This is a genomic window from Thioclava sp. GXIMD2076 (genome assembly GCF_037949795.1).
Classification (GTDB): domain Bacteria; phylum Pseudomonadota; class Alphaproteobacteria; order Rhodobacterales; family Rhodobacteraceae; genus Thioclava; species Thioclava kandeliae.
This window is the reverse complement of record NZ_CP149934.1, coordinates 200,848-220,947: the sequence shown is the minus strand read 5'-3', so window position 1 is coordinate 220,947 and position 20,100 is coordinate 200,848. Positions and strand designations below refer to the sequence as shown.

19 protein-coding genes and 1 pseudogene are annotated in these 20,100 nt (G+C 62.9%); 13 read left to right on the top strand and 7 right to left on the bottom strand.

The window, feature by feature from the left end:
- Position 1 precedes the first annotated feature (1 nt).
- From WDB91_RS18080 to WDB91_RS18060, 5 genes and pseudogenes are all read left to right on the top strand, one after another.
- Positions 2–415: a RidA family protein gene (locus tag WDB91_RS18080; protein WP_339115543.1), complete on the top strand. Its 414-nt coding sequence runs from the start codon at positions 2–4 to the stop codon at positions 413–415.
- A 153-nt stretch (positions 416–568) separates the two neighbouring features.
- On the top strand, positions 569–1,969 hold the full coding sequence (locus WDB91_RS18075) for a Glu/Leu/Phe/Val dehydrogenase (protein ID WP_339115542.1): 1,401 nt from the start codon (positions 569–571) through the stop codon (positions 1,967–1,969).
- 25 nt (positions 1,970–1,994) lie between these two features.
- A complete protein-coding gene (locus tag WDB91_RS18070) occupies positions 1,995–2,903 on the top strand; it encodes a LysR family transcriptional regulator (protein WP_339115541.1) in 909 nt (302 codons plus the stop codon).
- Positions 2,893–3,819 (top strand): glutaminase, encoded by a 927-nt coding sequence (locus tag WDB91_RS18065; RefSeq protein WP_339115540.1) that lies wholly within the window; start codon positions 2,893–2,895, stop codon positions 3,817–3,819. Before WDB91_RS18070 ends, WDB91_RS18065 begins: the two co-directional genes overlap by 11 nt.
- An 834-nt stretch (positions 3,820–4,653) precedes the next feature.
- Positions 4,654–5,397: pseudogene (locus tag WDB91_RS18060) on the top strand (IS5 family transposase); the annotation flags it as partial.
- 262 nt (positions 5,398–5,659) lie between these two features.
- On the opposite strand, the gene WDB91_RS18055 reads toward WDB91_RS18060, so the two are convergent.
- The 7 genes from WDB91_RS18055 to WDB91_RS18025 all read right to left on the bottom strand — a co-directional run bounded on the left by WDB91_RS18055 (position 5,660) and on the right by WDB91_RS18025 (position 10,735).
- The gene (locus tag WDB91_RS18055) at positions 5,660–6,250 is read right to left on the bottom strand and encodes an NAD(P)-dependent oxidoreductase (protein WP_339115539.1); all 591 of its coding nucleotides are present in this window, start codon (positions 6,248–6,250) and stop codon (positions 5,660–5,662) included.
- Between the two features lie 109 nt (positions 6,251–6,359).
- A complete protein-coding gene (locus WDB91_RS18050; protein ID WP_339115538.1) occupies positions 6,360–6,638 on the bottom strand; it encodes a hypothetical protein in 279 nt (92 codons plus the stop codon).
- The gene (locus WDB91_RS18045) at positions 6,638–6,991 is read right to left on the bottom strand and encodes a Rid family hydrolase (RefSeq protein ID WP_339115537.1); all 354 of its coding nucleotides are present in this window, start codon (positions 6,989–6,991) and stop codon (positions 6,638–6,640) included. Before WDB91_RS18045 ends, WDB91_RS18050 begins: the two co-directional genes overlap by 1 nt.
- A gap of 314 nt (positions 6,992–7,305) precedes the next feature.
- Positions 7,306–8,562: an ABC transporter substrate-binding protein gene (locus WDB91_RS18040; protein WP_339115536.1), complete on the bottom strand. Its 1,257-nt coding sequence runs from the start codon at positions 8,560–8,562 to the stop codon at positions 7,306–7,308.
- 50 nt (positions 8,563–8,612) lie between these two features.
- Entirely contained in the window at positions 8,613–9,668 is a 1,056-nt protein-coding gene (locus WDB91_RS18035) for an aldo/keto reductase (protein WP_339115535.1), read from the bottom strand.
- A gap of 1 nt (position 9,669) precedes the next feature.
- On the bottom strand, positions 9,670–10,011 hold the full coding sequence (locus WDB91_RS18030) for a TIGR04076 family protein (protein WP_339115534.1): 342 nt from the start codon (positions 10,009–10,011) through the stop codon (positions 9,670–9,672).
- A complete protein-coding gene (locus WDB91_RS18025) occupies positions 10,004–10,735 on the bottom strand; it encodes a GntR family transcriptional regulator (protein ID WP_339115533.1) in 732 nt (243 codons plus the stop codon). The genes WDB91_RS18030 and WDB91_RS18025 overlap by 8 nt, the downstream gene beginning before the upstream one ends.
- Before the next feature lie 146 nt (positions 10,736–10,881).
- On the opposite strand from WDB91_RS18025, the gene WDB91_RS18020 reads away from it, so the two are divergent.
- The 8 genes from WDB91_RS18020 (at position 10,882) to WDB91_RS17985 (ending at position 20,094) form a co-directional block, all read left to right on the top strand.
- Complete coding sequence (locus tag WDB91_RS18020) at positions 10,882–11,658, top strand: ABC transporter ATP-binding protein (protein WP_339115532.1); 777 nt, start codon at positions 10,882–10,884, stop codon at positions 11,656–11,658.
- Positions 11,655–12,401 (top strand): ABC transporter ATP-binding protein, encoded by a 747-nt coding sequence (locus tag WDB91_RS18015; RefSeq protein WP_339115531.1) that lies wholly within the window; start codon positions 11,655–11,657, stop codon positions 12,399–12,401. The genes WDB91_RS18020 and WDB91_RS18015 overlap by 4 nt, the downstream gene beginning before the upstream one ends.
- Positions 12,398–13,312, top strand: coding sequence for a branched-chain amino acid ABC transporter permease (locus tag WDB91_RS18010; protein WP_339115530.1), 915 nt, complete (start codon positions 12,398–12,400; stop codon positions 13,310–13,312). Before WDB91_RS18015 ends, WDB91_RS18010 begins: the two co-directional genes overlap by 4 nt.
- Positions 13,312–14,316, top strand: coding sequence for a branched-chain amino acid ABC transporter permease (locus tag WDB91_RS18005; protein WP_339115529.1), 1,005 nt, complete (start codon positions 13,312–13,314; stop codon positions 14,314–14,316). The genes WDB91_RS18010 and WDB91_RS18005 overlap by 1 nt, the downstream gene beginning before the upstream one ends.
- Positions 14,309–15,784 (top strand): aldo/keto reductase, encoded by a 1,476-nt coding sequence (locus WDB91_RS18000; protein ID WP_339115528.1) that lies wholly within the window; start codon positions 14,309–14,311, stop codon positions 15,782–15,784. Before WDB91_RS18005 ends, WDB91_RS18000 begins: the two co-directional genes overlap by 8 nt.
- A gap of 300 nt (positions 15,785–16,084) precedes the next feature.
- Complete coding sequence (locus WDB91_RS17995) at positions 16,085–17,281, top strand: L-dopachrome tautomerase-related protein (RefSeq protein WP_339115527.1); 1,197 nt, start codon at positions 16,085–16,087, stop codon at positions 17,279–17,281.
- A gap of 291 nt (positions 17,282–17,572) precedes the next feature.
- Positions 17,573–18,322, top strand: coding sequence for a gluconate 2-dehydrogenase subunit 3 family protein (locus WDB91_RS17990; protein ID WP_339115526.1), 750 nt, complete (start codon positions 17,573–17,575; stop codon positions 18,320–18,322).
- On the top strand, positions 18,319–20,094 hold the full coding sequence (locus tag WDB91_RS17985; protein WP_339115525.1) for a GMC family oxidoreductase: 1,776 nt from the start codon (positions 18,319–18,321) through the stop codon (positions 20,092–20,094). The genes WDB91_RS17990 and WDB91_RS17985 overlap by 4 nt, the downstream gene beginning before the upstream one ends.
- Positions 20,095–20,100: the final 6 nt, after the last annotated feature.

Sequence of the window (20,100 nt, the reverse complement as noted above, 5' to 3'; positions counted from 1 at the left end):
CATGACGACAGACGTTCTACACATTCCCGAAGACAACGAGATGTTCGCAAACTATCGCGCGGCTTTCGAGACATACGGGTTTTCGCCTGTGGTCAGATCCGGCGGGTTCCTGTTCATCTCGGGACAGGTAGGTGTCCGGCCCGATGGCAGCGTCCCCGCGGACATCGCGGGCCAGACCGAATGCGCCCTGCAAAGGATCGGCGAGCTGTTACGGATCGCGGGCCTCGGGTTTGCCGACCTCGTCGATGTTACCAGTTATCATGTGGATATCGCGGACACATTGCCGGCGTTCATCGAGGTCAAACAGCGCTTCATCAAAAGCCCGTTCCCCGCTTGGTCGATCATCGGCATCTCCGGCCTGAGCCGACCCGAGCTGAAGATCGAGATCAAGGCCGTTGCCGCTTTGCGTGAATGAGCCGCTTCGGGAACGGAAATGTTATGACCGATGCTCTTCGCGCATAGGCCATGCAGGATACGCATTAGACATCCGGCACGAGGCGGAGCTTGGTGGCGTCATCGACCGCCCGCGAGGGGCGGAGAGGCCAGTCACAGGACACCGGATACACCCATGTCGGATCAAAAATTCTTTGCCAATATCGAACGTTTCATCGGTAATACCACGCCGCATCTGGACCTGACCGACGGTCTGGCCGAGCGCATCACCCAGTGCAACTCGACCTACGCCGTGCGTTTCGGGGTCAAGCTGCGCGGGCGGATCTACAGCTTCGAGGGCTGGCGTTCGGTGCATAGCGAGCATATCGAGCCGGCCAAGGGCGGTATCCGCTATGCGCCTGATGCAACGATGGACGAGGTCGAGGCGTTGGCGGCGCTGATGAGCCTGAAATGCGCGCTGGTCAATGTGCCTTTCGGCGGCTCCAAGGGCGCGCTGCGGATCAACCCGTCGGACTGGACCGAGGATGAACTCGAGCGTATCACCCGCCGCTTCACGCAAGAGCTCGCCCGCCGAGACCTGATCCATCCGGGTCGTAACGTGCCTGCACCCGATATGGGCACGGGCGAGCGCGAGATGGCATGGATCGCCGATGAATACCGCAAGACCGGCCGCGCCGATGCGATCAATGTCAGCGCCTGCGTGACCGGCAAGCCGGTCGCGCGCGGCGGGATCGAGGGACGGGTGGAGGCCACGGGCCGCGGGGTGCAATATGCCGTGCGCGCCTATCTTGCCCATCCCGACATGCCGGCGGTTTCTGGGCAAAAACAGATCAGGGGGCTCTCGGTGGTGGTGCAGGGTTTTGGCAATGTGGGCTATCACAGCGCCAAATTTCTCGCCGAGGATGGCGCGCGGATCGTGGGGATCGTCGAGCATGACGTGGCGATCTTCGATCCGAAGGGCCTCGATATCGAGGCGGTGGCCGCCCATCGCCGCGCGACAGGCTCGATTGGCGGGTTTGCGGGCGCCGATACGGTGCCGAGCGCCGAGGGCCTGACCCATATGGCCGCCGATATCCTGATCCCCGCCGCCAAGGAGGCCGCGATCACCGAAGGCAATTGCAACGAAATCGACTACCAGCTGATCGTCGAGGCGGCCAATGGGCCTGTGACCGCCGCCGCCGAAGAGGTGCTGGGTGCGCGCGGCATCCGCATCCTGCCCGATCTCTTCGTCAATGCGGGCGGGGTTGTGGTGAGCTATTTCGAATGGGTCAAGAACATCACCCATATCCCCTTCGGCCTGATGGAACGCCGCCAGCAGATCGCCACCGGCATGTCGATGGTGAGCGCGCTCGAGCAGATGTCGGGGCGGTCGATGACCGATGATCTGCGTGCCTCCATCGCGCGTGACACGCAAGAGATCGACCTCGTGCGCTCGGGCCTCGAGGAGATCATGACGCGGGCCTTCGGCGAGATCGCGGCGCAGCATGCCCGTATGCCCCAAGTCAATCTGCGCACCGCCGCCTATGCCGTTTCCATTGCGCGGATTGCGGATTACTATCGCGCGATTGGCCTGTGACGGGCCGCTGGAACGGATGACGTGAATGGATATACGCTGGCTCGAGGACTTCCTTGCCCTCGTCGAGATGCGCAATTTCACCCGCGCGGCGGAGTTCCGCAATGTCTCGCAGGCCGCTTTCAGCCGGCGGATCCAGTCGCTCGAACATTGGGTCGGCACTGCCCTTATCGTCAAGGGGGCGGTGCCGGTCCGGCTGACCGATGCGGGCGAGGATTTCCGCGCCGAGGCCGCGGCTTCGGTCGAGCGGCTTCTGGGGGCGCGCGCCAAGATCCGCTCGAGCCAGTTCGCGCTGATGTCGCAGGTGCGTATCGCCACGCCCAACTGCCTTGCGCGATCGGATTTCAAGCGGGTGCTGAAGATGCTCAAGGGGCGGGTCAAATCGTCCTTCTCGGTCATCGTCGGCAATACGCAGGATGTCACCGCGCGCTATATGGCGGGGGATGCCGATATCCTGCTGTGCCATGACAATCCCGCGCTTCCGAGCCCCATCCATACCGATGCGCAAGAGCGGCTGGTGGTGCGGCGCGACCGCTTCCTGCCCTATGCCGTCCTCAACCGGCACAAACGCGAGGCCTTCGGCTTTCCGGGCACCGAGAAAGCGCCGTTCCCGCTGATCGCCTATTCGCACAAGGCCTATTTCATGCGGCTCTTCGAGCATGTGCTCGAACGCGCGCCCGTCGATCCGGCCTACAGGATCAGCGTGCAATGCGATATGTCGGACGTCCTCAAGGAGATCATCATGGAGGGCCACGGGGTCGGCTGGCTGCCGGTCAGCGCGGTCGATGATGCGGCGGCGGGGGTCATCGGCCCGATCGGCGGGCCGGAATGGGCGCTCGATGTCGAGATCTGCGCCTATCGCCCGATCCGGAAGCTGGCTCCCGAGGTCGAGGCGCTCTGGGCGGCCCTCAAGGAGGAAATCCGTAATGGACATTGATGCGGCAGAGCTTCAGTCCTTTCTGACCGATCTGGATGCAGATATCCGTGCTCGCGCCGATTGGGGCGAGGTGGCCGATTATATCCCCGAGCTGGCCAAGGTGGACCCTGCGCAATTCGGCGTGGCCATCGCGCTGGCCGACGGGCAGGTGCTGCAAGCAGGAGCCGCCGATACGCGCTTCTCGATCCAGAGCGTCTCGAAGGTCTTCACGCTCGCTTGCGTGCTCGGGCGCAGCGGCGAGCAAATCTGGACACGGGTTGGGCGCGAGCCCTCGGGGACGCGGTTCGACTCGATCCTGCTTCTCGAGCAGGAAAAGGGCCGCCCGCGCAACCCGTTCATCAATGCGGGCGCGCTGGTGACCACCGATGCGCTTCTGGCAGGGCGTGCCCCGCGCGAGGCGCTGAGCGAGGTGCTGGCCTTCTTGCGTCTGGCCGCGGGGGATGAGGATATCCATATCGACCGCGCTGTGGCGCTTTCGGAGGAGCGCACCGGTTTTCGCAACATCGCGCTCGCCAATTATCTGAAGTCCTTCAATAATATGACCAACCCGCCCGAGATGACCTTGGGCACCTACTTTCACCAATGCGCCATCGAGATGACGGCAACGCAGCTTGCACGGGCCGGGCGAATGATTGCGCAGCTGCCACGGGCGCCCGCGATCCTTGCCCCCGAGAAAGCGCGTCGTCTCAATGCCTTGATGATGACCTGTGGCCATTATGACGGCTCGGGCGATTTCGCCTTCCGCGTAGGGCTGCCGGGCAAGAGCGGCGTGGGCGGCGGCATTCTGGTCATCGCGCCAGGAGTGGCCTCGATCGCGGTCTGGTCGCCTGGGCTGAACCTCTATGGCAACTCCCATATGGGAACATTCGCCGCCGAACAGATCGCCCGTTTCACCGGCTGGTCGGTTTTCGGATAAGAGGTCGACGATGGAATGAAGCAGGGGTGAGCGGCCTGCATGGCCTAATGCAGGGCAGTTTCTAAATGTCGATGCCATCCGCCGCCGTGTCGTAACTCACGCTAGCGGGAATGATACTGGGGGGCGCTACGATGTCTGGATATCACCCGAACGCTGTGATGTTCACAGCGATCACGGTTTCTAGCGGAAAGCTGAAACGACCTGCCCATTGCCGGGATGCCGCACCGGCCCAGCGTTTTCCCGCGGACCATCTCACCGATGCCTCGGCACCCGCGACATTTTAAGTGACGAAGGCTGTATGGGCCGCAGCTGCCAAGGCCAACTCGGCAGCAAGCGGACGCAGAGTAATGTGCTGAAGGGTCGCAGATCCGCGTCCGCGCTCTGAAAAACGTCATACAGGCTATAACCTCTCTAGGCCATCAAAGGCTTGTTCGCCAAGCAAATTGGCCCAAGGAAAGCCCGCGCATCTGCGCGATCAGCGACAAAGGATCCAAGCGGCGCTGGAAGATCGGATACAGCCCTTGATAATTTGCAACTGCACCAAACTGCCCACAAGGACAGTCTACCCGCATTGCAAACTATGCTTTGTATCCTGACCGGGTAGACTGCAGGTTCTTGTACAGGCGTCCAGATCGCAACGCCGCTTAGATTAATGTACGTAGTTTTGTAAAATGGGCGTTACAGAACACATATTCCATTATAGCAATGGTTACATAATGTTGATTATGACGTTGATCGGGCTTAAAAGACATAGACCCAATTGGTAAAAATGATGTGGCCCGCGAAACTCGGACAGTGTCGAATCTGGATCTGAACGATCTGGAGTTTGAGGTGATGAGTAACTTGTTCTGGCTGACCGAGGCGCAGATGAAACGCATTGGCCCCTATTTTCCGAAAAGCCGTGGGCGGCCTCGCGTCGATGATCTGCGTGTGTTGGGCGGGTTATCTTCATTAATCGCAATGGGTGGAGGTGGCGTGATGCGCCCAAGGAATACGGCCCGCCCAAAACGCTCTACAATCGTTGGAGCCGAATGGGTGTCTTCGCTCGGATCCTGGAAGGCCTGGCCTCCGAAAATTCCGACACTCGAACCGTGATGATCGATGCGACGTATCTGAAAGCGCATTGCACGGCATCCAGCCTGCGGGTCAAAAAGGGGGCGTGGACGCCTGATCGGCCGCACGAAGGGCGGGATGAACACGAAGCTCCACGCCATCGCCGACATGAAAGGCCGCCCGATCCGACTGTTCATGACAGCAGCTCAGCTCAGCGACTTCACCGGTGCGCAGGCGTTGCTCGACAGCCTGCCACAGGCGAAATGGATGCTGGGCGATCGGGGATATGATGTAGATTGGCTCAGAGAAGCGTTGAAAGACAAGGGGATGAAAGTGTGAATCCCGAGTCGGAAGTCCCGCAAGGCACTCATCGGATATGACAAGCGCCGTTACAAGCGACGCAATCGCATCGAGATCATGTTCGGACGACTGAAGCACTGGCGGCGGGTGGCTACTCGATATGACCGATGCCCAATCACCTATCTCTTGGCGATCGCACTCGCTGCTACCAGCTTGTTCTGGCTCTGGATGGAAATGAGCGCTGACCCTAGATCTTTCCGCATATCCTGCCCGCAGGGCTCCCAGCCGAATGGCAGGCCCATACGACCGGCATCGACCGCTACATCGGCATGCGCTACCGTCTACTCGACGGAATACTGGAACATATTTGACGAATAGGCCCGCATCCGGTCACAATAGGCCCCGCAGAGCACTTTGCCCTTGATGTCGCAATGTCGCGGTGATGCCCGCATCGATGGAGATCTTTACGATCCGCGCATTCTGCGAGCTATCGGGGCGGGCTTCGATTTCGGGCAAGCGCGGGCAGGCCGCCGCGTGAGAAGACCTCGCCCGCGCGAGCCTGTGTCTCCAGATCAGTTACAGCCTCGCGCAACAGCCCACGCTCGTCAGTGACATAAAGAATGGGGCAGCTATGCACGCGACCGCTGCCGATCGAGGTCGGCGGCACGTTGAACGAACCGTTCTGGTAGGTGGGCCTCATGGCGAGGGGCTCCACGGGGAAGACATCGAGCACCGCGCCCCCGAATGCGCCCTCACGCAGGGCGGCCACGAGGGCCATATGATCGATTACCCTCGCGCGCCCCACGCTGACCACCCCTGCCCCGCGTGGCAGAAGGCCCAGACGGGAGGCCGAGACGAGGTTCTTGGTCTCGGGGGTCAGCGGCAGGCTGGAGAAGAGGATATCCGTGCGGGGCAGCACATCGTCGAGCGTGCCGACGGGCAGGCAGGCATCGAGAGCGGCGGTGGAGCGGCTACTGCGGGTCACGCCGGTGACCACCGCGCCCAATCCGCGCAAGAGCGGCACCGCAGCCGAGCCGATCCCGCCCACGCACAGAAGTGTCCAAAGACGGATGCCCATGTTCACGCCGTCTTGTAGCTGGCGAATTGCGGGGTGGCATAGTTGGGCATCAAGGCCGCCGTCAGGAGGAACACGCCACCTTTCGCGCCATGCACACCCGAGGCATTGGTCAGCGCCACACCCTCGGGCAGATAGGGGTCAGGGTCTCGATGCCCGCCGAGATCACCTGGATCCAGTCGAGCTTCGGCGCCTTAACACGCAGCTCGCGCAGGTCGGGTTTGCAGCAGGCAAAGAGGATATCGGCCTGTGCCACGGCGGTCTCAAACGCCGCAGAATCGGCGTTTTTGGAGATCTCCATCCCGGTGATCCCCGCCTGATCCAAAGCCGCGCGCAGACGGTCGGCGCAGAGCGACAGGGGACCGCCATCAGTTTCAATATGGATATGCATCACGCCTGACGCTCCATCGCGATCGCATCCATCTCGACCAGAAGGCGCGGATCGTTGAGGCGGATGCCCACCGTGGCGCGCGCCGAGAATGGCGCATCGAAATACTCGGCATAGACAGCGTTCATCGCGGCGAAATCATCGCCATTCACCGGAAAGATCCCGACCTTCATCACATCGGCCATGCTCAGCCCGCCCGCCTCGACGAGCGATTTCATATTCTCGAGAACTTGCCGCGTCTGGCTGGTGATGTCGGACCCCGCAAGTGCCCCGCTCAAAGGATCGATCCCGACCTGCCCCGAAACAAACAGCATAGGTCCGTTGCGCCGCGCGGCAGAGAGCGGCGCGGGCCCCATCGGGCGATCGGATTGGGTGAGACCGGGATGAGCGATTACGATCGTTTACGGTCAGGAACAGTTTTAAATTTGCCGCAGGTTTTCAGGGGGACATTGCCGCTGGCAGTGTCCTTCAGGCGAAGCGCATATAGATTATGGCCGCCAGAACGAATAGCCTGCTTATAATGTGATGTAGATCAAGAAAGCCGCAAAGGAACCCAGCGTTCAAATGCAGCCCACGCGGAACCGGAGGCCAATACGCACAGCGGCGCGTATGAAAACTCCCGCCCCAGCGCTGGCACGGGCGGGATGGACGGCACGAACGCCCCGGGTGCTTACGGGGTGGTTTCAGCCTTTACCTGCGCCACCTCTTCGGGCGACATCGTGCCGGTCGTCTCGACAGTTCCATCGGTGATCTTCCACAAGCGGAACGGGCCGGTGATATCGCCGTACTGATCGAAGGCGACAGGGCCGATCACCCCCTCGTAACGGATTTTCTTACCTTCCTTGATCAGCGCCAGCGCCTTCTTGAACTCGGCAGGACCTGCATAGATCGGTTCGCCCTCGGTGCCGGTCACCTCGGGGATGGCGGCGCGGATCTTGTCGGGCGTTGGTTCGCCTGCCTCGGCAATCGCCAGCGCCACGATCGCCCCCGCATCATAGGAGCGGTCGGCGGCGGGCGCATCAGGGGCGATCCCGCCCGAGAAAGTTTCGAAATTATCGTAGAAATATTTGGTCGAGGGGCTCTCGGACGTGCCCGAGGAGGTGCCATAGGCCGCCTCGAGATATTGCGCCCCGACAGCTTTGATGAAATCGGAGGAGTTCATTCCGTCATTGAGAAGGAATTTCTGCGGCCCGCCCGAGGAAATCCATGCCCGCGCGATGGTCGCGCCATCGACCGGATAGGAGATCAAGTAAAGCCCCTCGGGATCCCCTTTCAGCGCGGCGGTCGCCTCGGAGGAATAATTGGCCTGTTTCTCGTTATAGGGGGTGACGGAGGTGATCTCGCCGCCGAGCGCGGTATAGGCGGTCGTGAACTCGCGCATCATATTGACGCCGAAATCATTGTTCACATGAATGATGGCAAGCTTTTTCATGCCCTGATCGATGGCATATTTGGCCGCAGCCGTCCCTTGCAGCGCATCCGAGGTAATGGTGCGGAAGAAATAGCCGCCCGTCTTGCCCTCCTGCCCCAGCTGGGTGAGTGTGGGCGAGGAGGAAGCGGGCGAGACCTGCACGACCTTGGCGGGCGCGGTCACCGAGGTGAGGATCGGCAGCGTTACCGAGGAGATGATCCCGCCGATCACGACCGGCACCTTCTTGATATTGACGAGCTGTGTGGCCTGATCGACGGCCACATTGCCCTGGCTCTGGCTGTCGCGAATCTCCGACGCGATCTGGCAGCCCCCCGCGCCACCTGCCTCGTTGAAATCGCGAAACGCCATATCCACAGCCTTGGCACCGGCCTGACCATAGACACCGGCGGGACCAGTCAATTCCATGACCATCCCTACGTCGATCCTGCAATCTTGGGCCATCGCGGCGGAGCCAAAGGCGGCGCTGGCCGCTGCGGCAAGCAGTAATTCCTTCATATCAGTCAACTCCTGTTGGAAATGCCCTTTGTCGGGCGGGGATCGGAGGCTCAGGCCTCTTCTTTATTGAGATTGTATTTCATGATGGCGCCGTGGCGGCCGTGACGGTCCCGCTCGAGTTCGTAGACATCGCCCTCGAGCGGGACGGATTGCGCCAGCACCGCCTCGATCGCGGCCAGATCCTCGGGCGAGAGCGCCAGCGTCCCGATCCGCAGATTGGCCGCCAGATGCGCACGGTTGCGCGCGCCCACGATGACCCCTGCCACCTGCGGGCGGGTCAGCATCACCGCCGAGGCCACGGTCGCGATATCGCTCCGGTGACGGTCGGCAACGGTGCGCAGACATCCGAGCAGGCTCTGGAACAGATCCCAGCCGCCGAAATCCTCGATGATCAGATGGTATTTCGTGAGCGAGCGGTTCTCCATCTCGCCCTTGGGATCGGGCCGGCCCAGCCAGCGGTCCGACAGGAATCCGCCCGCCACGGTGCCATAGCACAAAAACTGCATCCCCTCGCGCGCGGCCAGAGCGGCCATCCGCTTTTCGGGGCGCAGGTCGAGGAGCGAATACTGGGTCTGGAGCGTGGCCAGACGGATCCCCGCCCCGAACATCGCTGCCACCTGATCGGTGCCGAAATTGGTCCCCGATAGAAGATGGATCAGCCCCTCGTCCTGAAACTCCCTGAGCCAAGATGCCGCTTCGAGCCAGTCGCCCTGTGCGTAATCCCACCAATGGAACTGCACCAGATCGAGTCGCTCGACCCCGAGCCGCTGCGCCGAACGCGCCACGGTTTCCCGCAGCATCGGGCGCGTGAGGCGGGCCAGCTTGTCGAGATCGGGCACGCATTTGGTATGGACGCGGATCTGGCCGAGCGACTCTGCCCCGAACCGGCTGGCATAGGAGCGGCGGAAGGCGCCGATGATCTCCTCGACGCCGGTATAGATATCGGCGCAATCGAAGGTGGTGATGCCGGCCTGCGCGGTGGCGACCAGATCCTCCACCGCCTCTGCCTGATCGATCGCGCCATGTCCGCCCGCCAGCTGCCAGCCGCCACGGATCACGCGGGAAATCTCGTAGCCTGGGCCGAGTGTGGCGCGGGGGAGGGTCATGTCAGTCATCCTTTATCAGAGATACGGCGGTGGTCTGGGCATGGCTGAAGCGCCGTTTGCCCAAACGGGTAATCCGGAAACGGGTGGAACAGTTCGGGTCGGGACAGGCCACCTCGGCATCGGTGCTCATCCAGTCATTGGGGTGGGTCTGGCGCTGTTTGGCCGCCAGCAGCGGCAGCACGGCAGACAGCGAGTAGATCGAGAACCCCTGTCCGGGCGGCAGATGGAGCATCTCGCCGCGCAGCTCGAAATAATCGCCGCGCTTGGCGTTGCAATAGATCGCGCCGCCCTCGGGAGCCGTCACCTCGACCCGCAGGTCCCAGAGCTCGAATGTATCATCCATCGCCTGCCGCCTTTCGCATATCCTCGCGGATCAGCGCGAAGGACTGGGTGATATCGGCATGGAGCGCACGCACCGCCGCCTCGGCATCGCGTGCCTCCAGCGCCTCGATCAGCGCCCAATGGTGATGCACCGCCGTCAGCGAGGGGTTGCGCCCGTAAATGATGGCCGAGGCGCGCACACAGGGGCCCGACTGCATCCACAGGCTGCGCACGATCGGCAGCAACACATCGGAGCCCGCCGCCCCGTAAATGGTGAAATGGAACTGGTGATTGAGCTGCGAAGTCTGGCTGGCATGTTCCTCGTCGAGACGGTTGAAGGCGGTCTCGCATTCGGCAGTCTGGGCGCGCAGCACGGCCCAGTCCTCGGGGGTCAGCCTAGGGACGGCCATCCGCACCAGTTCGCCCTCCACCAGACAGCGCGCCCGCGCCAGATCGGTCAACCGCTCCTCGGTGATCAGCGGCACACGCGCCGAGCGGTTGGGCATGATCTCGAGTGCGCGCTCGGTGGCCAGCCGCCCCAACGCCTCGCGCACCGGCATGATCGAGACACCCATCGTGTCGGCCAGCGCCTGCATCCTGAGCACCTGCCCCGCCGCAAAAGCACCATGGGTCAGCGATCGGGTCAGCTCGTCATAGACGCGGGTCTGCAACGAGGCGCGGCCGACCCGCGCAAGGCCCGGCACGGCGGTCTCGGGTGGCCCCGCAATGGGCGAAGTGCTGTCCATTTAATCTCCCGCATCATCAACCAAGGATATTTCACCTTTTTGACTTGCCATGGCGAAATCTGTCAATGATCTTTGATCAAAGATATAATGAAACCGGAACCCCTGCCTAAATGCGCGGCGATTCCGGCAGCAACAGGGAAGATGGAATGGACCAGACCCGAGAGGCGGTGCTTGCCGCCCATGGTCTCAGCCGGAGCTTTCAGGGGGTGCGCGCCGTGGACAATATGTCCCTGTCGCTCCATCCCGGCGAGTTGCTCGGCCTGATCGGCCCTAACGGGGCCGGAAAGACCACGATGTTCAATATGCTGGCGGGCGCGCTGCCGCCCTCTTCGGGGCGGATCGAGCTTGCGGGACATGACGTGACCCGCGAAGGGGCCGAGAAGCGGCTGGGCCGCGGCCTGGGCCGCAGCTTCCAGATCCCGCGCCCCTTCCCCGAGATGACAGTGCTGGAAAATGTTCTGTGCGGGGCGCAAAGACAGAGTGGCGAAAGCGTCTGGGGGGCGGCCTTCCGGCTGGGGGCCGCGCGCCGTGACGAGGCCCGCGCGCTGGAGAAAGCCCGCCAGATCATCGAGTTCCTGCTGCTAGGCCATCTGGTGGATCAGCCCGCGCGGGTGCTTTCGGGCGGGCAGCGCAAGCTGCTGGAACTCGCGCGCCTGCTGATGGCCGATCCCAAGGTGCTCCTGCTCGACGAGCCCGCCGCCGGAGTGAACCCGAGCCTTCTCGAGGAGATCATGGGCCGGATCGTCGCGCTGAATGCGCAGGGCGTCTCGATCCTGCTGATCGAGCACAATATGGATATGGTGGCGCGGCTATGCTCGCGCGTAGTGGTGATGGCGCAGGGTGCCGAGCTGGCAAAGGGCGCCCCCGACGCGGTGATCCGCGAGCCACAGGTCATCCGCGCCTATCTGGGAGATGCCGCATGAAAGATGTGTTGCGTATCCGTGGCCTGCACGCCGGCTACCAGCCCGATCTGCCGATCCTCAAAGGCGTGGATCTGGTTGTGGGCGAAGGCGAGTTCGTGGTGCTGCTTGGCCCCAACGGGGCGGGAAAATCGACGCTGGTCAAGACTATCGCGGGTCTGGTGCCCGTCCATGAGGGGGCGATCAAGCTCTACGGCGAGGAGATCTCCAGACTGCCCGCCCATCTGCGGCTGCGCCACAGGCTGGCCTTCGTGCCGCAGACCGAGAACATCTTCGCCCAGATGAGCATACGCGAGAACCTGCAGCTTGCCGCGCAGATCCTTCCAAAGGCAGAGCGGGCGGAACGGATGGCCGCGATGATGGAGACCTTCCCCGATCTGGCCCGTCGCCCCGCCACCCGCGCGGGTAGCCTCTCGGGCGGGCAACGCCAGATGCTGGCCGTGGCGCGCGCGATGATCGTGGACCCGCAGGTGCTGATCCTCGACGAGCCCTCGGCAGGGCTCTCGCCCCTGATGGTGGCGGATGTGTTCGACCGCCTGCGCGCCATCAACGAGACCGGCATCACCATCCTGCTGGTCGAGCAGAATGTCCGCGCGGGGCTGGGAATTGCCAGCCGCGGGGTCATTCTGGTCGAGGGTCGTGTGGCCCATGATGCGCCCTCGGACCTTCTGGCCAATGATCCGGTGGTGGCCGATCTTTATCTGGGTGGCCATGCCGCCGCCCCCGCGAGGGAGGGCGCGCTATGATATTGCAACCTGTCATGGACGGCCTCGTGAACGGGGCAATCATCGGCCTTGGCGCGATCGGCGTCACACTCACCTATTCCATCCTGCGCTTTGCCAATTTCGCCCATGGCGAACTCCTCAGCTGGGGTGCCTATCTGGCGCTCACCATCAGCGCGGCGCTTGGCGCGATGCTGCCCGCACTCGGCACGCCTATCGGGCCGTTCAGCTTCGGCTGGTCGGTGCCTATTGCCATGGCCGGATCGATCCTCGCCACCGCCGCGCTGACATTGGCCACCGACTGGCTGCTGTTCGAGCGGCTCCGGCGCTCGGGAGCGGCCACGATCATTCTGGTCATGGCCTCTTTCGGTGCGGCGCTCGCCCTGCGCAACCTCATCGAATTCGCCTATACCTCGAGCCCGCAATATTTCACCAATGCGCTGCAGATCAGCCGCGAGATCCTGCCGGGCCTCAGGGCCACGCCCGACCAGATGCTTGTGGTGGGGCTGGGCGTTGTGCTGGTGATCGCGGTGCACCTGGTGCTCACGCGCAGCGCCGCAGGGCGCGCCATGCGCGCCGTGTCGGAAAATCCGCAGCTGGCCGCTCTTGTCGGCATTGATGCGCGCGGGGTCATCCGCATGGTCTGGATCCTCGGTGCGGGGCTTGCCGCCATCGGGGGGATCATGTCGGGGGTCGTCGTGCAGATCCGGCCCACCATGGGCCATGACCTGCTGCTGCCGCTCTTTGCCGCCGCCATTCTGGGCGGGATAGGCTCTGTGCCAGGCGCCATGCTGGCAGGCCTCATGGTCGGGCTGGCCGAGGCCTTCACCGTGCAGATCATCGGTGCCGAATGGCGGGCGGCGGTCTCCTTTGTCATCCTTGTTGCGGTGCTTCTCCTGCGCCCGCAGGGTATTTTCGGAAAGGCAATGGCCTGATGGATCTTCTGATATACGCCGCCTTCTTCCTGACCATGGCGCTGACCTATGCCGTCATCTGTCTGGGGCTGAACCTGCAATGGGGGCAGACGGGGCTGTTCAACGTGGGGATCGCGGGCTTTGTGGCCGTGGGTGCTTATGTCTCGGCGCTGCTGACCACCCCCGCCATCGACGGACGGCTCGGCGGCTTCGGCCTGCCGATCCTGATCGGCTGGCTGGGCGGCGGGCTGGCGGCGGGTGTTTTATGCTTCCTTCTCGGAGCGCTGACACTGCGTCTGCGGGCCGACTATCTGGCGATTGCCACATTCGGTGCCGCCGTTGTCATCCAGCTGGCGCTTCTCAATCTGGAGGGGGTCACCGGCGGGCCCTTCGGCATCGGCTTCATCCCCCGTCCCTTCGGCATCCTGCAAAGTCACGCCAACCTTTTCACACTGGCCAATCTTGGCGTAATGCTAGCGACGGTGCTCCTGAGCTATCTGGTGCTCGAGCATCTGGTGCGCTCGCCCTGGGGCCGCGTGCTGCGGGCGCTGCGCGAGGACGAGACCGCCGCGCGTGCGCTTGGCAAGAACCCCGTGACCTACCGCCTGCAGGCCTTTGCCATCGGCGGCTTCTTCATGGGGCTAGGCGGTGCGGCACAGGCCCATTTCATCGGCTTCATCGCGCCGGACAACTATCTGCCCATCCTGACCTTCCAGGTCTGGACCATGCTCATCGTAGGTGGCTCCGGCAATATGCGCGGCGCCATTCTGGGCGCAGTGCTCGTCTGGGCGATCTGGGCGCTCTCGGGATCTGCCGTCAGTGCGCTTTTCCCGCCCGAGGCGCAGGCCCGTGCCGCCTCGCTGCAGATCGTCATGATCGGGGTGGCGCTCTGTGCCGTGCTCCTGCTGCGTCCGCGCGGGCTCCTGGGCGAGGCGGGGACTTTGCGCGCGCGTCGTCCTGCCCTGTTTTCCAAAGCCTCGCTCTCCAAAGGCACTCACTCCAAAGGATCCAAAACCAATGCCTGACAGCTCTTTCTCCACCCCCCTGCCACGCATCGATCTGGCGCCGGGATTGAATATTGCGCGGCTTGTCTGCGGCTTATGGCAGGTGGCCGATCTGGAAAAGGACGGCACGACGCTTGACCCGGTGCTGGCGGCCAACCAGCTTGAGGCCTATGCCAAAGCGGGGTTCGACACATTCGATATGGCCGACCATTATGGTAGCGCCGAGATCATCACGGGCGAATTAACCAATCGGGCCGGCATGGGCGGCGTGCGTGCCTTCACCAAATGGTGCCCCGAACCGGGCCCGATGACGCCCGAGATCGTGCGGGCGGGGATTGTCGAACGGCTCGAGCGGATGCGGACCTCGCGTATCGACCTCCTGCAATTCCACTGGTGGAGCTTCGAGGACCCGCGCTGGCTCGATGCGCTGCGCGAGATCGAGGCGCTGCGGCAGGAGGGGCTGATCGGCGCGATCGGTGTGACCAATTTCGATGCGGCCCATCTGGAGCTGGCGCTGGCCGAGGGGATCGAGATCGTCTCCAATCAGGTGAGTTTCTCGCTCGTCGACCGCCGTGCGGCAGGGGCGCTGACCGATCTTTGCGCCCGCTATGATGTGAAGCTTCTGGCCTATGGCACGCTTTGCGGCGGGTTTATCTCGGAGAAATGGCTGGGCCAGCCCGAACCCACCGAGATCACCGACTGGAGCCGGATGAAATACAAGCGTTTCATCGATGCGGCGGGAGGATGGGCGACATTTCAGGACCTTCTGGCGGCGGCCCACGAGATCGGGCGCAAACACGGGGTCTCTCTTTCGAATGTCGCCTCTGCCTGGGTGCTGGAAACGCCTTCGGTTGCCGCGACCATCATCGGCGCCCGCATTACAGAGGCCGAGCATCGCGCGGATAACCTGCAGATCTTCGGCTTTGCCCTCGATGACGAAGATCGCGCCCGCCTCGAAGCGGTGTTTGCGCGGATGAAGATGGTGCCCGGCGATTGCGGCGACGAATACCGTAAGCCGCCGTTCCTGACCGCGTCCGGCGATCTTTCCCATCATCTCAATTCCATCGCCCCCCTCCATCCGGCGCTGCCCGACCCTAATCTGCCCGACCGTGCGCGGGTCTTCTCGGGGTCCAGATGGGAGCCTATCGCGGGCTATTGCCGCGCGGTGAGGGTCGGCGAGCGTATTCTGGTGTCGGGCACTACGGCCACGCATGGCGCCGATCATGCGATCGCGCCCGACAATGCGGGCGCACAGACGACCTATATCCTCGACAAGATCGTCGCGGCGCTGCGCGCGCATGGCGCAGGTCCCGAACATGTAGTGCGCACGCGCATCTATCTGACCGATGCGGAAGATTGCGAGGCGGTCTCGCGCGCCCATGGCCGCTTCTTTGCCCAACACCCTCCCGCCAACACCCTGTTGCAGGTCGCCAGACTCATCGGGCCCTACCGCGTGGAGATCGAAGCCGAGGCCATGCTGTCCGCCTGACCTCCCAACGAGATGCCCAGACGCGCGCCCCCGAACGGGGCGCGTTTTGGCGTTGACAAAGGGCGATGCAGGATACAGCTTCACGTTGTGCCCTTGGGAGGGGGTGCAGGAACAGGTTCGGGGAGGACCCTGTTTCGCTTTCAGATTTCGGCATCCGACATAAGCGCCGGACAAACCATCTTTATCGCGCGGGGGACCATCCCCTTGCGCAAGAAGCATTTTTACGGGTCCCCCCGACAGGCCACGCCAGATCATGCCCCTACACGGCGATCGGGCCATGTCATTTTCAGGAGGAACCCGATGCAAAATCCGCTCTCACACTGGACCCGTCCGCTCACGATCATGAGCCTGCTCATGGCGTCCTTCCTACCAACCCAGACCATCGCCCAGAGCGTGAGCCCCGCCCCGATCGATTATGGCGCAAAGGCCGGTGCGCCCCTGACCGAGGTCGGGACCTATCCGTGGCTCGCCAATGCCGCGGCGCTCACCAGTGACGGCACGATCTTTCTCGGTCTGCCGCGCTGGACCGGCTACGAGGCGACACCCGGTATCGCGGTTCTCGACCCGCAGTCCGATACGCTACGCGCCTTTCCGGGAGGCGCGTGGAACACCTGGACCCCCGACGCGCCCACCGGCGAGGCGCTGGTAAATGTCAACACGATCCATATTTTCGATGACGACACGCTCTGGGCGGTTGATCAGGGGACACCGTTCTTCGGGCCGAAGGTCGATGAGGCCGCGGCCAAGGTGCTACAATTCGACACCAAGGCCGGCAAGCTCCTGCGCAAGATCGTGCTCGGCCCCGATATCCTGCCGGAGGGCGGCTCGCTCAATGATCTGCGCCTTGATGCGGAAAACGCCTATTTCACCGATTCCGGTCTGGGCGGGATCGTGATCGTCAACCTCGAGACCGGCAAGGCGCTGCGCAGGCTCGACGCGCATGTCTCGGTCACCGCAAATCCCCAGCGCCCGCCCATCGGCGAGAAAGGCCAGATCCTGACCAATCCGCAGGGCGCGCAGATACAGGTCCATTCCGATCCGATCGAGATCTCCCCGGACGGGCAATGGCTCTATTACCAACCGCTGAGCGGCCCGCTCTACCGTGTGCCCACCAAGGCGCTGCGCGATGAGACCCTGTCCGAGGCAGATCTCGAGAAACAGGTGGAATTTGTCTATGACACGCCACCGCTCGTGGGCACCGCGATGGATAGCAAGGGCAATCTCTATATGGCCGAGATGGACCGCCCCCGGATCACGGTGCTCTCGCCCGACGGAACCTTGCGCGTTCTGGCACAGGATGACCGGCTCTGGGGTCCGGATGCGATGGTAATCAGCGATGACCGCGCGCTTTATGTTCCGATCCCGCAGACCGGACGACTGGCCGCCAATCGCGGGCCCGACGGCAAGAACATGATCGAGCCGCCCTTCCACCTGTTCAGGATGGCCCTGCCCGACTGGGCCGGCGACCGCGAGCGCGTGCCGCCGGTTTTCAGGTAAACGCGGCTAGAACCGAGCCCGTCCCTCCGCCGCTTATACAGGGCATAGGGGCGGCCACTCCTTCCCTAGGGGAAATCCGTGCGACACCCGGAACAACGCCAAATCACACATCAAAATGACGTATTTTTTCTGACGTGAGAACAACAACTTGAAGAAATCCGTTCCTATCCTCACGCCCCTGTGAGTTGCGCGACGGAGATGTGGGCATAGCTGGATCTTCATTAGCTTGCTTAGTTAACGTTCCCATTTCGGAACGGGCCAAGCACGCAGCCAGCAATGGAAAGCGAGCCCATGAGCCTGAAGCCCCCCTTATTGACCCGCAGACGGCTGCTTGCCAGCGCCGCCGCGGGCCTCAGCCTGATATCTACCGGCGCCTATGCGCGTGTTCTTGATGGGACCGCACCGTGGCAGCCCTTTGCAGCCAATCCGCCCGAACAGGGTTGGACCGGCACATGGCGGTTTTTCAACGAGGCCGAGGCCCGCACCATTGGCGCGATGGCCGATAGGATGATCCCGGCCGACGATCTGTCGGTCTCGGGGCGCGAGGCGGGCTGCGCCGAGTTCATCGATGGCCAGCTGGCCGGAAGCTATGGCACGGGCGAGAAGCTCTATATGCAGGGCCCGTTCAAGGAAGGCACGCCCGAACAGGGCGACCAGCTCCCCTGGACCATGGCCGAGCGCTACCGGATGGGGCTCGCCTCGCTCTCGGAATATTGCCGCAAGACCTATTCCAACGAGTTCGCCGATCTGGACGGAGAGACGCAGGACGAGGTGCTGAGCGGGCTCGAGACGGGCGATATCGCCCTCAGCCCGATCCCGTCCAAGACTCTGTTCTCCGATATCCTGAACAATGTGATGGAGGGCTTCTTTGCCGATCCGCTTTATGGCGGCAATCGCGATATGGCCTCTTGGAAGATGCTTGGCTTTCCGGGCGCGCGCTATGATTACCGCCCCTACCTTATGAAATACAACGAGAAACTCGACCTAGAGCCGGTCTCCATGGCAGGCCGCGCAGCATGGCAAACGGAGGCGACCCAATGACCGGACCAGCAAAAAGACTTCCTCATACGGATGCTGTTGTCATTGGCCTTGGCTGGGCCGGATCGATTATCGCCAAGGAAATGGTGGATGCGGGGCTCGAGGTCGTGGGGCTCGAACGCGGCGGGTGGATCGAGACGGGGGTGGATTTCAACATCAACACCGCGCCCGACGAGCTGCGCTATGCCCGCCGTCAGGAGCTGATGCTGCAGACTGTGCAAAACACCGTGACCGCGCGCAACAACAGTGCGCAGGAGGCGCTGCCGATGCGCAAATGGGGCTCCTTCCATCCCGGCAATGGCACGGGCGGCGCGGGTCTGCACTGGGCAGGCATCACATGGCGCTTCCAGCCCGAGGAGTTCCGCCTCGCCTCGTATCTGAGCGAGAAATATGGCGATGAGGTCGACCCGAACCTGACGTTACAGGACTGGGGCACGGACTGGTCGGAGATGGAACCGGCCTATGACTATTTCGAGCGTATCGCAGGCGTCTCGGGCAAGGCCGGCAATATCAATGGCGAGATCCTCGCGGGCGGCAACCCGTTCGAGGGCGCGCGCACCCGCGATTATCCCACCGGACCGACGATCCCCACCTATGCGCCCAAGCTCTTCGCGCAGGTGGCCGAGGATCTGGGTTACAAGCCTTTCCACACGCCCTCCTCTATCCTCTCGGAAGCCTATACCAATATCTACGGCATGCAGATGGGCCCCTGCACTTATTGCGGCTTCTGCACCAATTACGGCTGCGCGAACCTGTCCAAAGCCTCGGCCATTACCTGCGTGCTGCCTGCGCTTGTGCGCCAGCAGGGCTTCACCGCCCGCACCCGCTCGGAAGTGCTGAAAATCGAGACCGATAGCAACGGCAGCAAAGCCACTGGCGTGACTTTCGTCGACTCCGACGGGCAGGAATGGTTCCAGCCCGCCGATATCGTGGTCTCCGCAGCTTTCACCTTCGAGAACGTCCGGCTGATGCTCCTGTCGGGGATCGGCACGCCCTATGATCCGGCCACGGGCAAAGGCCAGACAGGGCGCAACTACTGTTACCAGACCGCCAATAATGTGCGGCTCTTTTTCGACGACAAGGAATTCAACAGTTTCATCGGCGGCGGCGCCATCGGCATGGCCATCGACGAGACGAATAATGACAATTTCGACCATTCGGGCTTGGGCTTCGTGGGCGGCGGCTCGACCCGCGTGGGGCCGATCGGCGCGCCGCCCATCGGATCGCGTCCCGTCCCCGAGGGCACACCGAAATGGGGCAGCAAATGGAAACAGGCCACGACCGAGAACTATAACCGCTCCATGTCGATCGGCTGCGAGAGTTCCTCCTATGCGCAGCGCGGCAATTACCTTTCGCTCGATCCCAATTACAAGGACCGGCTGGGCAGACCGTTGCTGCGCGTCACTTTCGACTTCCCCGAGAACGATCTGAGAATGTCGCAATATGTCACCGACAAGATCGAAGAGATCGGGCGCGCGATGAACCCGCGCTCGATCGAGCGCAACGCGATGACGGGCCATTGGAACACCGTGCCCTACCAGTCCTCGCATGTGGTGGGCGGCTTCGTGATGGGGGCCGATCCCGAAACCTCGGGGACCAATAAATACCTCCAGAGCTGGCAGGTGCCCAATCTCTTTGTGGTCGGCGCCAATGCCTTCCCGCAAAACCCGGGCTACAATCCCACGGGCACGGTAGGCGCGCTGGCGGTGAAAGCCGCATGGGCCATCACCCGCGACTATCTCAAAGCGCCCCATCAACCGCTGGTGCAGGCATGAGGAGCG